At 53.9% G+C, this 14,109-nt stretch carries 11 protein-coding genes and 1 pseudogene; 6 read left to right on the plus strand and 6 right to left on the minus strand.

The features are described from left to right. Nucleotides 1–18 precede the first annotated feature (18 nt). The 4 genes from SB13_RS00750 to SB13_RS00765 all read right to left on the minus strand — a co-directional run bounded on the left by SB13_RS00750 (nucleotide 19) and on the right by SB13_RS00765 (nucleotide 4,390). Nucleotides 19–1,116: an ABC transporter permease gene (locus tag SB13_RS00750; RefSeq protein WP_026738523.1), complete on the minus strand. Its 1,098-nt coding sequence runs from the start codon at nucleotides 1,114–1,116 to the stop codon at nucleotides 19–21. Beyond that, the gene (locus SB13_RS00755; RefSeq protein ID WP_026738524.1) at nucleotides 1,113–1,991 is read right to left on the minus strand and encodes an ABC transporter permease; all 879 of its coding nucleotides are present in this window, start codon (nucleotides 1,989–1,991) and stop codon (nucleotides 1,113–1,115) included. Before SB13_RS00755 ends, SB13_RS00750 begins: the two co-directional genes overlap by 4 nt. Continuing rightward, on the minus strand, nucleotides 1,981–2,814 hold the full coding sequence (locus tag SB13_RS00760) for an ABC transporter ATP-binding protein (protein WP_026738525.1): 834 nt from the start codon (nucleotides 2,812–2,814) through the stop codon (nucleotides 1,981–1,983). The genes SB13_RS00755 and SB13_RS00760 overlap by 11 nt, the downstream gene beginning before the upstream one ends. A gap of 259 nt (nucleotides 2,815–3,073) precedes the next feature. After that, entirely contained in the window at nucleotides 3,074–4,390 is a 1,317-nt protein-coding gene (locus SB13_RS00765) for an aspartate aminotransferase family protein (protein WP_026738526.1), read from the minus strand. Between the two features lie 250 nt (nucleotides 4,391–4,640). Here SB13_RS00765 and SB13_RS00770 point away from each other — a divergent pair, with 250 nt between their 5' ends. Continuing rightward, nucleotides 4,641–5,405: an SDR family NAD(P)-dependent oxidoreductase gene (locus SB13_RS00770; protein ID WP_026738527.1), complete on the plus strand. Its 765-nt coding sequence runs from the start codon at nucleotides 4,641–4,643 to the stop codon at nucleotides 5,403–5,405. 285 nt (nucleotides 5,406–5,690) lie between these two features. On the opposite strand, the gene SB13_RS00775 is transcribed toward SB13_RS00770, so the two are convergent. After that, nucleotides 5,691–6,602, minus strand: a complete 912-nt coding sequence (locus SB13_RS00775) for a hypothetical protein (protein WP_026738528.1) — start codon at nucleotides 6,600–6,602, stop codon at nucleotides 5,691–5,693. 486 nt (nucleotides 6,603–7,088) lie between these two features. On the opposite strand from SB13_RS00775, the gene SB13_RS00780 reads away from it, so the two are divergent. The 4 genes and pseudogenes from SB13_RS00780 (at nucleotide 7,089) to pdxR (ending at nucleotide 11,446) form a co-directional block, all read left to right on the plus strand. Next, on the plus strand, nucleotides 7,089–8,441 hold the full coding sequence (locus SB13_RS00780; protein WP_026738529.1) for an FRG domain-containing protein: 1,353 nt from the start codon (nucleotides 7,089–7,091) through the stop codon (nucleotides 8,439–8,441). A 92-nt stretch (nucleotides 8,442–8,533) separates the two neighbouring features. Further along, a pseudogene (locus tag SB13_RS17910) lies at nucleotides 8,534–8,629 on the plus strand (recombinase family protein); the annotation flags it as partial. Nucleotides 8,630–9,108: 479 nt separating this feature from the next. Continuing rightward, nucleotides 9,109–9,843, plus strand: a complete 735-nt coding sequence (locus SB13_RS00785; protein ID WP_026738530.1) for a carbonic anhydrase — start codon at nucleotides 9,109–9,111, stop codon at nucleotides 9,841–9,843. Between the two features lie 85 nt (nucleotides 9,844–9,928). Beyond that, nucleotides 9,929–11,446, plus strand: a complete 1,518-nt coding sequence (gene pdxR, locus SB13_RS00790) for a MocR-like pyridoxine biosynthesis transcription factor PdxR (RefSeq protein WP_051619040.1) — start codon at nucleotides 9,929–9,931, stop codon at nucleotides 11,444–11,446. On the opposite strand, the gene glk is transcribed toward pdxR, so the two are convergent. Further along, the gene (glk, locus tag SB13_RS00795; RefSeq protein WP_026738531.1) at nucleotides 11,434–12,402 is read right to left on the minus strand and encodes a glucokinase; all 969 of its coding nucleotides are present in this window, start codon (nucleotides 12,400–12,402) and stop codon (nucleotides 11,434–11,436) included. The two genes, pdxR and glk, sit on opposite strands and share 13 nt — an antisense overlap. A gap of 434 nt (nucleotides 12,403–12,836) precedes the next feature. Here glk and SB13_RS00800 point away from each other — a divergent pair, with 434 nt between their 5' ends. Continuing rightward, a complete protein-coding gene (locus SB13_RS00800) occupies nucleotides 12,837–13,868 on the plus strand; it encodes an aminotransferase class V-fold PLP-dependent enzyme (RefSeq protein WP_463605537.1) in 1,032 nt (343 codons plus the stop codon). Nucleotides 13,869–14,109: the final 241 nt, after the last annotated feature.

A 14,109-nucleotide genomic window follows, 5' to 3' on the forward strand; every position in this document is an offset into this window, starting at 1 on the left:
CTCGCGGCCGCATCGCGACTACGACATACCGCGTACGGCGGGGTGCCAGAAGTTGATTTGTTTCTCCAGCCTGACCAGCAGGGCATACGCCAGCGACCCGACGACCGACGCCACGACAATCGCCGCCCAAACGGTCGCCATATGCATGCGCGCCGCCTCCGTCGAGATACGGAACCCCAGTCCGGCCGTCGGCGACCCGAAAAATTCCGCCACAATCGCACTAATCAGCGCCAGCGTGGCGTTGACCTTCAGCGCGCCGAAAATGAACGGCAGGGCGGCGGGCAAACGTAGCGAGAACAGCGTCTGGCGCGGACTCGCGGCGTAGCAATACATCAGCTCGCGCTCCCTTTTTTCGCTAGCCTGCAGCCCCGCCAGCGTGCTGACCAGCGCCGGAAAGAACGTGACCAGCACGATCACCGCCGCCTTCGAAGGCCAGTCGAATCCGAACCACATCACGGCGATAGGCGCGACGCCCACCAGCGGGATAGTGCTGGTCAGATTGGCCAACGGCAGCAGCCCGCGTTGCAAAAACGGCAGCCGGTCGATCATCAGGGCGACGAGGAAGCCCAGTCCGCAGCCCAGCGCATAGCCAATCAGCACCGATTTCACCACCGTCTGCATTACGTCGCCCGCCAGCATGCCGGCGCCCTCATACAAGGCGCGCGCGATATCCAGCGGCGTGGGCAGCAGCACCTGCGGCACCGCAAACACGGTCACCAGCAGTTGCCAGAAGTAGAGCACCCACAGGCCAAACAGCGTCGCCACCAGACTGGACGGTAGGGCGACGTCGCTGACNCCCGCCAGCCGCTGTACGCTTAAACACGCCAGCAACGCGACCGCCGTCAGCGCAAGCCAATAGGCGGCACCGCCGCCGTCGAGGACAATCAACCAGCCCGCCGCGCCCACGACGGGCACCATCAGCAGCAGCCAACGGCACAGCGACGATGACGGAGAAAATCCCAGCAGCACGGCAACCAACGTGAACAGGATCACGCCGAGAATGAGGTAGCGGTCGGCGACATCGCCGGTCATCAGCCATTGACTGAACGCCAACAGCACCATCGTCAGCGCGGCGACCAGCATCACCACGCCTGATATCGCTTTTGGTTTCATCATCCCCCCTTGCGCGACGTCATCACCAGACGCTCTATCTGGCTGACCATCGCCGTCAGCGCCAGCCCTAACAAAGACGCCATGACCAGCGCCGACCAGATCTGGATGGTGTTGCCGTAGTAAGAACCGGTCAGCAAACGCGCGCCCAGTCCGGCCTGCGCGCCGGTCGGCAGCTCGGCGACCATCGTGCCCACCAGCCCGCTGGCAATGGCGACGCGAAACGCGGGAAACAAATACGGCAGCGACGACGGCAGCCGCACCATCCAAAAGGTGTCGACCCGGCTGGCGGCATAGGTGTGCACCAGCTCCATCTCCATTTTTTGCGGCGATCGCAGCCCCTGAACGGCGGCGATCGTCACCGGGAAAAAGCACAGGTACATAGCGATGGTGGCTTTCGGCATCAGCCCCGTAATCCCCATGCTGCCCAGAATAATCAACACGATGGGCGCTATCGCCAGCACCGGCACGGTCTGCGACGCCACAATCCACGGCAGCAGCGCTTTATTGAGCGTGCGGGAGTGAACGATACAGACCGCGAGCAGCATGCCCAGCACGATCCCCATGGCGAAACCGGTCAGCGCGGCGCTGGCCGTGACCCAGGTGTGGAGCAGCAGGTTGCGCGGCGAAGTGACCGGCCAGCGCGTCAGGCTGGTCCAGATATCCGCAATGATTTGATGCGGCGCGGGCAGCACCGGACGCGACATAGACAACGTGACGCTCACCAGATCGCGCCAGCCCCAGTCGCCCTTCGGCGCCAGCGTGCGTTCGATCGCACCCGGCGCATTGAGGACGATAGCGAGCAGATACCAGCTGACCACGGCGGCGACCAGAACCACGCCTATCGGCAGCGCGTGATAGCGCAACGCGTTAATGTTCATGGTGCCCCTCCACCAGCGCATCCCTCACCTCTTGCGCCAGATGAATAAAGTCGGGGGTATCGCGCAGCGACAGATCCCGCTCGGGCGGCAACGGCGACGTCAGCACTTTGACGATGCGGCCGGGGCGCGGCGACATGATGACGATGCGGGTAGAGAGATAGACCGCTTCCGCGATCGAGTGGGTGACAAAGACCATCGTGCGCTGTTCGGCATACCACAGTTGCTGTAGCTGCTGATTGAGGTTGTCGCGCGTCAGTTCGTCCAGCGCGCCGAACGGTTCATCCATCATCAGGATCTGCGGAGAGAACCCTAACGCGCGGGCGATGGAAACGCGCTGCTGCATCCCCCCTGACAGCTGCCACGGAAATTTCTTCTCGAAGCCGGCCAGTCCGACCCGCGCCAATTGTTCAAGCGCGATGGCCTCGCTCTGAACAGGCGGACGTCCCTGGATTTGCAGCGGCAGCATCACGTTCGCCAGCACCGTGCGCCACGGCAGCAGCACCGGAGACTGAAACACGTAGCCGTAGGCGCCCGCCTGCCGCGCCTCGGAAGGCGTCATATCGTTGACCCGCACTTCGCCGGAGGTCAACGGTTCCAGGTCGGCGATAGCGCGCAGCAACGTGGTTTTCCCACAGCCGGACGGGCCGATAAACGACACAAACTCGCCTTGCCGAATCGTCAGATTGATATCTTTCAGCGCATGTACCGGCCGATCGGCCGAGGGATAGATGATATTGGCGTCGCGCACCACCACGGCGGGTCTGGCCGTCGCGGATTTCAGCGTCAAGACGGAGGGTTCCTCAGCGGACAGAAATTGGCTCATTGTGGTTCTCCCTCTGGCAATTTTGACCGGGTGGTTAGGTTTTCCCATCCTGATATATGCGATTTCCGTGCCATTTTCAGGCTTAAGTGGGTAACCTTACGAAATGCGCAGGATTACTGACGTTGTCAGCAACATATCGATAATTTATGGCTAAATTGGTGCAAATGGCGGCACATTTGCGTTGACATGGAGCACGAGAACACGAAGCGGGAAGCAGATATATCCCGCTGCGGTAAGACAGCGGGATAAGCGTTGAGGATCAGCCAAGGGTTGCTGTCAGTGCGGCGAGCGCATCGTCAATAATCGCCAGCCCCTGCCGGGCCTCGTCGGCCGTCACCACGCACGGCGGCACAACGTGGACGCGGTTTTCAGCCAGAAAACCGAGCAAGCCGCGCGCGTACAGGTCGGCCTTGAGCTGCGCCATTTTGTCGGCGGGCATCGGCGTTTTTGCTATAGGATCGGTCACCAATTCCAGTGCATGGAATACGCCTTTTCCGCGCGTTTCGCCGACGATGTCGTATTTTTCCGCCAGATGACGCAATCCTGGTGCCAGCACGGTTTCGCCCACCTGCGCGGCGTTGTCGACAATGCCCTCTTCCGCCATCGCGTCCAACGTCGCGACAATCGCCGCCATCGCCAGAGGATGCCCGGAGTAGGTCAGTCCGCCGGGAAACAGTCTGTCATCGAAGAAATGGGCAATCGGATCGGAAATGATCACCCCGCCCGCAGGCACATAGCCGGAATTCACGCCCTTGGCGAACGTGATCAAATCCGGCGTGATGCCGTAGTGGTCGAAGGTAAACCAGCGGCCGGTACGACCGAACCCGGCCATCNCCTCATCCATAATCAGGAGTATGCCGAACTCACGCGCCAGCGCGGACACGCCCGCCAGATAGCCCGGCGGCGGCATCAAGATTCCCGCCGTGCCGGGGATGGTTTCCAGCAGAATGGCGGCGATGGTGCCGGGGCCTTCGCACTCGATAATTCGGCGCAGATGATGCAGCGCCGCCTGGCACTCCTCTTCCTCAGTGGTGGCGTGAAACTCGCTGCGGTACAGGTACGGCGTGAAAAAGTGGATATGGCCGCGGAAATAGTCGTTCGGCAACCGCCGCCAGTCGCCGGTGGCGCCAATCGCGCTGCCGGTGTTGCCGTGATAGGAACGGTAGCTGGAGAGCACCTTGTCCTTTCCAGTGAACAGCCGTGCCATGCGAATGGCGTTCTCATTGGCGTCCGCGCCCGCGTTGGTGAAGAACACCTTGCTGAAGTTCTCCGGCGCCAACGAGACAATGCGTTTCGCCGCCTCGCCGCGTGCCAAGTTGGCCGTCGCGGGCGCAATCGTCGTCAGCTGATCCGCCTGCGCTTTGATGGCGGCCACGACTTTTGGATGCTGAGCGCCGATATTGGTATTCACCAGCTGACTGCTGAAATCCAGATAGGTCTTCCCGTCGAAATCCCACAGGCGGCAGCCCTCGCCGCCCGCAATCACCAGCGGGTTTAAGCCGCCCTGCGCCGACCAGGAGTGAAAAACATACTGCCTGTCGAGCTGACGGACCGTGTTGTTTGATGGTGCGGTCATCTTCGTGTCCTCCTCTGCGACCTTTTTTGCGGTCGGCGGCTATAGGGATTGTTCTCTCTCTGGCAGACTAAAAACAAATCCGGCGGATGCGATAGAGCCAGTTGCGGATAATCGTCGGGTCAGAAGGTGTCCCATCGCTTTTTCCTAACTGGCCCTATGACGCCGCCGCGGGGATTCGTAAAGTCAGTTTTTTCACCGTGGACAGCCCTGCGGGCTCACGGAACATGGGATTGAGGGGAGAAGACGTATCATGCCAAACATTGTATTTATCACCGGTGCCACCTCCGGATTCGGGCAGGCCGCCGCCCGCCNCTTCGCCGCTCAGGGCTGGTCGTTGGTCCTGACCGGGCGCCGGGCGGACCGCCTGCAAACGCTGTATGACGAGCTATCCCCTAAAACGCCGACCTATATCGCGACGCTGGACGTTCGTGACGCCGCCGCCGTTCAGGCGCTGGTGGACAACCTGCCCGCCGACTTCAAAGCGGTGAAAGCTCTGGTCAATAACGCCGGACTGGCGCTGGCCCCGCAGCCTTCCCAGACGGTCGCGCTGGAAGACTGGCACACCATGATCGACACCAACGTCAAAGGACTGGTGAACGTCACGCATGCGCTGCTGCCGACGCTAATCAACACCGGCAAAGGAGCCAGCATCATCAATCTCGGCTCCATCGCCGGCCAATGGCCTTACCCCGGCAGCCACGTCTACGGCGCCTCGAAGGCCTTTGTAAAACAGTTCAGCTATAACCTGCGCTGCGATCTGCAAGGCACCGGCGTGCGCGTCACCGATTTGGCCCCCGGCATCGCCGAAACCGAATTCACACTGGTCAGGACCAAAGGCGATCAGGCCGCCTCCGACCAGCTGTACCGCGGCACCACGCCGCTGACGGCGGAAGATATCGCAGAGCAGATCTTCTATATCGCCACGCTGCCGGACCATATCAATATCAACCGTGTGGAAGTGATGCCGGTGCGTCAGGCCTGGTCCGCGTTCGCCATCGACCGCGATCCCAGCTGACGATAGGGGTTTCCCCCTTGCTGTATGAGATGGCGGTGAGGGGGAAACATTCAGATGAGTGTAGAAAGTTAATGCGCCGATTTGATGTTTATTGGAGGGGAAGTTGCGGTTCGATAGGGATGTCGTGTTGAAGTTTTTGTGTGGATGAGACTTTGACCTGATATTTGGTGCATACATTGAAGGTGATTAAAAATTATAACCTGTATCTTTGTACTAAATAAGTTCTTCCCATATGTATCCCAATATTATTTTCACAATGGTATTTATTAGAAAATTTTTGTGTTATTAATCATCTATTGTTGATAATAGATATTTGTCCAGTTCACATTTAATGATAAAAGCATACGCGAGTAAAACGTCTATTAGTTGATCCAATACGTCATAAAAGATAAATGGATATGGCCCTTCTTTTTCAAGGAGATATATAACATCAACGTCTTTCAATTTTCTTGTGTACTTGAGGATATACTGAATCGCTGCTTCGTGATTTTTTTTAGGCACACCTGAACAGGCTATAACTTGTCTAATAAATTCTTCTTTATCTCCAAAGTTGCCATTTCGGTGGACAATGACATGTCTAAAATTTTCTATCATTGTCACAGCAAGCCGATAGTTAGTAGACGTTTTGTTGTTTATCTCGATATCTACAAGTGCTGGTAGTTTTTCTCGGAATTGATTCAAAATACTCTTGGGTGCCTTTTTCTTTTTTGTTGCTTGTACATTAAACCACTTCAGATTCTGTGAGGGAATATCTTTAATAGCAATATCCCCGAAGTCACTGGCAGGCCAAAATGAAGGATTGATATAACCAACACATCCATATATCGATTTGATGAAATCTTCAAAAACCTCGTAAGCTTCTACTAATAGCCACTGATATTGCTTATTTTTATGAAGTAAGAGTAGATAGGTTTGCTCCTCAACATCATCATTTCGATGACCAATAAATTCACGGATCCCCGAGTAAGGGGACGGAAAGGAAAAACAACGTAGTTGTAACCCAAAAAAGCTTTTTATGGATTCATCAATTTCAGGATCAACTTTCTTATCTTCAATACGCTTCTTTTTCTCACTTAAGTTGCTTAAAAGACTGGCCGTATTCCCCCTGATTACCGCCTGAAAGTTCTTCAGGTGAGTTATCTTATTATAAAAGTCATCAAGTTGATTGTTAAGGATGTCTTTATAATTAATTTCCATCACTTTCCTTTATGAACGTTAGTTGGTTGAGCGGGAATAATAAGCGCGTGAATTATTGCGGACCAGCCTATTATAAAGCAGCACTATCCTAAATATTAAAGAATACCTTTAATATTTTAATACGCTTAACGTTATTAGATTTTACCGATTTGATGTTAACTAATAACCTGACATCCTAGATAATAGCATCTATAATGTAAGCAACGACCGTTTATAGCACTCAGCCGCTCAGTCCCGCATTAACAGGCGGCTATGAGCGAGAAACGGACAGTCAAATCGCTCTTTTCATCCCCTGACTCCTTATTTACTCGGAAATTTACTTTAACCTTCACATATGAATATGTGCAGAAAAAAACAAATTTGTGATGTTGGTTGCTTCCTGCATAAAATTAACTACCTTTTTTAGTAATGATATTTAAATCAGTTATTGTAAAATACTGAATCACCGAATATATCATACGTACAAAAAATTAAAAGCGAGCGCATATGTTTAACTTAATTGTCGGCGGAGAACCTCAGATTTATGACAGATGGCCTGTCTTTGAAAATGAAAATGGATATGATTCTTTTCCTTTGTCAAGGATGCTGGAATCTACTCCCGAGGATATCAGACTAAAGCTAACGCCTCTTTCTTTTACATCTCTTAGTTTTTTAGAATCACTTCCTACAATATTTATGACAGAAAGGTATAACTATGATGGAAACAATTGTGTATCACTTAGAATTGGCGGTATAAGTAATTTAAAATTAGATGAAGAGGACAAGGAGGTAAATTTTTCCTTTGACATCACTCACTCCTTTAATCATATAAAAATAGATGACCTTCTCAACTTAGAAAAAAATAACATCATAGGCCCTTACGCATTCACCCGTACTCATTGGGCTGTAAAAAACATTCAACCACGTACTTTCTTATCTTATTTTGATATCAACTTTCGGGTAAGAAATAAATCCAAAAATACAATCAGTGCTGAATTAAGTGCTGATAGCACACCTGAAGTGGTAATTTCAAATATCCATGATTTTTTGAGTGTAGTGCTTAGTTCAGAACATGACAGCAGTAGAGAGGTCTTCTATAGAGGGCATTCGGATATTGCATACAAACTAACACCCTCACTATTCAGAGAAACAGCAAAAGGAAAACTAAAGTATTTAAAAGATGAGGATTCAATGGTCAGGGAGATCCTGACAGCAAGGCCTGCCGAATTTATAAACGATACAAGAATGCTTGATAAATTAGTGCGCATGCAACATTTTGGACTTCCTACGAGATTGCTAGATATTACATCAAACCCTTTGATTGCACTTTTTTTTGCTTGTAGTGGAGTTAAGTATAATAAACAAGGAAATGAAATAGATGGCCATGTAATTTCCTTTTCCACACCCAAGAAAAATATTAAATTCTTCGATTCAGATACAGTTAGTTGCATCGCTAATCTTGCATTAATTTCATCAGACATGAAGTATAGATTAGAAAAATCATTATTGGTGGAGGGCGAAGAATTAGGTGCAATTGACAAACTATTACATCTTATTCAGGAAGAGAAAACATATTTTGAAAATAAAATCGATGTACGTGATCTTGCGAAGATAGTATTTGTAAAAGGCCGCGTCAGCAATGAGCGAATATCATCACAATCGGGAGCGTTTCTTTTATTTGGGAATAACGCCACATTACCAGAGCTAGACCCTGATTTTGGATTAAAACGTTATGTAATCAGAAATAAAAAGGTCATTCTGGAACAGTTGTCTAAGTTAAACATCACTGAAGGCACTATTTACCCTGGAATGGAGAATGCTTGTACAGAGATTGCACGCAAGTACGAAGCACATGACTAAGGCATTCCAGTTGCTGAAAATGAAGTTGTGGTGGGCAGAAGCCAGTCTTCTCGATGCTATTGCAGCAGCAAAGGATGCTGTTGTAGGGGTCTGACGCTCAGGGTGTGGCAATCCGGTTTATTGATGAAGGGATCCGCACCTACGGTGAAATGAGGCAGATGGTTGTCACCATTTTTTCGGCTGTAGCAAGTGTAAGTATCCCTGCAAAACGAACCATAAATTTTTAGAGAGTCTCTGGCCCCCCCAACTTCCGCTATTGGCACATAGCAGCCCTTCATATCGCGTATATTTCTCTGAACACTCAGATAAAAACCAAACATATAGCTCTATTAATATAACCATTATTTTCAGTCATGAAGCGTGATATCAAATATCGTAATAATTTTTCTGATGCAGCCTATTCTTATTAGGGCCACTTTCTCGATTTCCTCTGTGCAATGTGGTCCGTATAAATATTTACAGCCAGAGAGCTATAACGCACGGCCAAAACTATTACCTGATATAGTGCACACTCGGAACAAATCTACCGTCCCCATTATCCCGTTGCCTCAAGCGGTTTACCCCTTGGCTTAAAGTCATACAAATAATAAGGATTTATCACTAACCCCATGATTAACAACGCAGTATAATTTAGCCCCATAAGTTTCTGATAAGGTTAAAGTTGTTAATGAAATATATCCCATTATTTACAGCCAGCTTATTTCTGGCCTGTTCATCACCGGTATTCAGCGCAGAACATGCCCATTGGTCTTACGAGGGGGAACACGATCCCGCTCATTGGGGTGCTGATTTCCACGTCTGCGGCGACGGCATGTATCAATCGCCCATTAATATCACCACCGTTCAGCACACGCATCAGAAGCCGTTGCAGCTGCATTTCAGTCAAGAAGACAGCCTGCGCGTGATTAATAACGGCCACACGATCGAAGTCGAAGATAAGAAAGGCGATACCTTAACGGTCGACGGCGAAGCGTTTACCCTGCAACAGTTTCATTTTCACTCACCGAGTGAAAATCAAATTGATGGGAAATCCTTTCCGTTTGAAGGGCACTTCGTGCATACCAACGCTCAGGGCGAAGCGGTTGTCGTCGCCGTCATGTATCGCCTAGGCGCGCCCAACCCGGAGCTGGACAAAATCTGGCAGCAGATGCCGACCGAGGTTGCTCACGAGAACGCGCTGACCGCCCATATTCAGCTGCGGAAGCTGCTTCCGCAGAATCTGAGCTACTACCGTTACAGCGGCTCGCTGACCACCCCGCCCTGCACCGAAGGCGTGCGCTGGATGGTGCTGAAACATCCACAAACCGTCTCCGAACAGCAGATCCAACGCTTTAGCGCCGTCATGCATCATCACAACAATCGCCCGCCTCAGCCGCTGCACGGCCGTGTCGTGATCGATTAATTCCGGGCAGGCTCCGCGGCGAGCTATTCGGTATGGATATTGCTACTCTCACCCTGAGGCCGTTCAGACCCATGAGGACCACAGGATGATCGATCGCTGTCTGCATATCGATTTTGTTGCCAGCCGGAGCCTGCAGGAGCAACTGCGCGAAAAGCTGATAGATGCCATTCTGACGGGCGTATTCCCGGTGGAAGAGGCGTTGCCGTCATGTCGAAAGTTATCAAATCAGCTCGCCATTTCGCGCAACACCGTGGCGCTGGTGTATGAGAGCCTGCTGAACGATGGCTATCTGGTCAGCCGTCCCCGCAGCGGTTATTTTCTCCATCCGGACTATCACCAGCCCGAGACGCTCGCTGAGATCCGCCGACGGCAGACGACCGTGGAGGAAGCGCAGACGTCGCCAGACTGGGGCAAACGACTCAATGTCAGCCCAAGTGGTTTTTTCGCCATCATGAAACCGGCGCGCTGGATGGACTACCCCTTCCCATTTATCTACGGCCAGCCGAATACCCAGCTGTTTCCGCTCGAACAGTGGCGTGAAACTACCCGTCGCATCACCGGCCTGCACCGCGACCATCGTTGGCTGTACGACCATATCGATCAGGACGTGCCGCTGCTGATTGAGCAGGTACGACAGCGGATTTTGCCCAAGCGCGGCATCATCGCTCAGGCCGATGAAATTCTGATCACGCTCGGCTCGCAAAACGCGCTTTCGCTGCTGTCGCAGCTGCTGTTTAACCACCGCACGCGTGTGGCGGTGGAAAATCCTATCTTCCGCGAAGCGGTAAATACCTTTGCGCTCCAGGGCGCGCAGATCGTGCCGCATAGCCTGGACCACGAAGGCTTGCGGTTAAATGCCGCCTCCGCCGACTGCGACTACTTTTACGTCACGCCCAGCCATCAGGCGCCCACGGGCATTCGCATGAGCAACGCGCGCCGGGCCGCATTGCTGGAGCACGCGCGCCTGCACGATCGGATCATTATCGAAGATGATTACGACTCGGAAACCAACCTTGACCCGCAGCCGCGCGCTGCGCTGAAGGCCAGCGATACGCACAACCGGGTGATTTACGTCAGTAGTCTCTCCAAATCGCTGTCGCCCGGTTTACGGCTGGGTTATCTGGTGGCTCCCGCGGAGCTGATTGACGAGCTGCGGGCGCTGCGTCGCCTGTCCTACCGTCATCCGCCGACCAACATTCAACATCAGATGGCCCATTTTCTAGCGCAGGGCTATTACGAAGCCTATCTGCATCGCTATCGCGAAGACTCTGCGCGCCGCTGGCACCGGTTGGATGAGGCGCTGGAGCAGTTCCTCCCCGCTTGCCGTCGTATGGAGGGGAGCGAACATGCCAACGCGTTTTGGCTACAGGCGCCGGAAGGCGTCGATACGCATCGGCTGGCGTGGCGGGCCGCGCATCGGGGGGNGCTGATAGAACCGGGACAGGCGCATTTTTTAGGTTCCAACGCGCCAGATAACTTTTTCCGATTAGGCTTTCACGCCATCGACGAGGCGCGGATTGCGCCGGGCATCGCCCATTTGGCGGAGGCTTTCCGCACGTTGGGCGACCCCGATATCACGGCCAGCGAGCTTCAGAGGGTGTAGCCCAACTGCTGGCGCAGATAGGCGCCGGCGCCCAGAAGACCGGGCTGTTTATGGGAGATCATGAAGACCGGGATCGGCGCAAGATAGTCTTTGAAGCGCCCCTTGTCTTCGAAGGCCGCCCGGAAGCCGGAGTGGCGGAAGAACTCCATAAAGCGAGGCACGATTCCCCCCGCGATATAGACGCCGCCGAACGTCCCCATCGTCAGCGCCAGATTGCCGCCGAAGCGCCCCAACATCACGCAAAACAGCGACAGCGCACGACGACAATCCAGACAGTCGTCCGCCAGCGCCCGCTCCGACACCGCCTTCGGACTCAGTTCCTCCGGCGTACGGCCGTCGGACTTCACCACCGCGCGGTAGATATTGACCAGCCCCGGTCCGGAAAGCACCCGTTCCGCTGACACGTGACCGATATCGTGGCGCAGCACGGACAGAATGGCATCCTCTTCCTCGCTGTTAGGGGCGAAGTCCACATGGCCGCCTTCGCCGGGGAGGCTAATCCACCGACCCGCGACCGGCAACAGGTGCGCCACGCCCAGTCCCGTTCCCGCGCCGTACACCGCCACGGGTTTGCCCGCTTCGGCGCGACCGCCGCCGAGTTGGATCACGTCCTCTTCACGCAGCACCGGGATCGCCATGCTGACCGCCGTGAAATCATTGATGACATCCAGACGGTCGAACCCTAGCTGCTGTTGCAGTTTGGCTATCGAAAAGGCCCAGTCATGATTGGTCATCTCCACCCAGTCGTCGACGACCGGACAGGCAATGGCGATACAGCCGCTTTTCACCGTCAGTTCGCTATGCTCCGACAGAAAATCGTTGATCACCGCTTCCAGGCTCGGAAAGTCGTTGACCGAATACTGTTTGCTGCGCGAAATCGCCCCGTCATCCAACTGACAAAGCGCCAGGCGGGCGTTGGTTCCACCCACGTCACCCACCAATGCATACTGGTGCATATTTTCTATTCTCCGATTAGATGCCTACGTATCCCGGCGGGAAAATGGCTGGCCGATAACCCGGCAGCGCAGCGGAACGCCGCGATTCTTGCGGGGAGAAGGCCTGAGCGCAAAAGGACGCATTCTGCGCGAAGCCATAAGACGGACGCTTAGCGTCTCCGCAAGCAGGTGCCGGTTTCATGACGGAATACGTTTCGATAAGGTTATCTCGCCCCCTAACACAAATCTAGCCGGATACGTCCGACTCCGCCGAGCCGCGATAAAATTTCCGTATCGCTTTCCGCCCATCCTGAGTATCTTCATCTAAAAGAAAAATTAGCTCATTCCCTAAGGAGATACGCATGACGCTCACCATTCCGGAGGCCCTTATCCCCGCCGACCCGCGTTTCGGCTGCGGACCTTCGCTCATTTATCTGGATGATTTAGCCCGTTTAATGGACAAAGGCCCTCACCTGCTGGGCACCAGCCACCGTAAAGCGCCGGTTCGCGCGCTGTGCGACGAGATCCAGCAAGGGCTGCGTTCCCTGCTGTCCGTCCCGGACGACTACAGCATCGTGCTGGGCAACGGCGGCGCGACGCTGCTGTTCGATATGGTCGGGCTGGGCATGGTGAAGCAGCGAATCGTTCATCACGTTTGCGGCGAGTTTTCAGGAAAATGGTTTAAAGCGTCCAAGCGCATTCCATGGATTGATGCCGCCAGCCTGGAGGTGCCTTATGGGCAAGGTCACCGCGAGCTCAGCACCGCTGACGCCGACGTCGTGGCTTGTACGCTGAATGAAACGTCCACCGGCGTGATGAATACGGCACTNCCCGAGGTGGGCGAAGCGTGCCTGCTGGCCGTGGACGCCACCAGCGGGGCGGGTCAGATCGCCTGCGACCTGTCGCGGGTCGACGTCTTCCTGTTTTCCCCGCAGAAGGTCTTCGCCAGCGAAGGCGGCCTGTTCGTCGCCATCCTGTCGCCGAAGGCCAAAGCGCGGGTTGCGGAGATCGCCGCCGACAAGACACGCTATATCCCGGCATTCGCTGACTGGCAGATCGCGATCAACAACAGCGAACAGCAGCAGACCTACAACACGCCGGCGACCGTCACGTTATTTCTGTTCGCCGAACAGTTGAAGCGGATGAATGCGCTCGGTTTTGACGCAGTACAGCGCCAGGCCGCCGCCAAGGCGGACCATCTGTATCAGTGGGCCACCGACCGGGACTATCTGGCCCCTTACGTCGAGGATCCGGCCTTTCGGTCGACCACCGTCGCGGCGATTGACGTGGCGGACGCCGNCTCCGTCGATAAGCTGACTCGCTATCTGGACGAACAGGGGCTGGTGCATGGCATTGAGGGGTATCGGGCGCTGGGACGCAACCAGCTGCGTATCGCCCTGTTCCATAACATCGCGCTCGACGATGTGAAAAAACTGACCGCGCTGATCGACTTTCTGATTGCCAGCGGCGAGTTCAACGTCGCTTAATTGAGTCCGGTTCGAAGAATTGCAGCTCTGAGAACCTTAAAAAACCGCCTTATCTGGGCGGTTTTTCATTTACAGGACAATATGTTACGCGCGAAAAAAAGCTCTCAGGAAGATCCTTAATTAGGTTATGCCTTTTTCTTTTTTACTATCAGCTACACCTGTGGCGAGGCAGGCTCTACACCAAGTCTAAGGAGCTCACCCTCCAGGTACTTTTCTGAAACCAAATAAAACTTCAATTTCT

Source organism: Lonsdalea quercina subsp. quercina (assembly GCF_000688695.1).
GTDB lineage: Bacteria > Pseudomonadota > Gammaproteobacteria > Enterobacterales > Enterobacteriaceae > Lonsdalea > Lonsdalea quercina_D.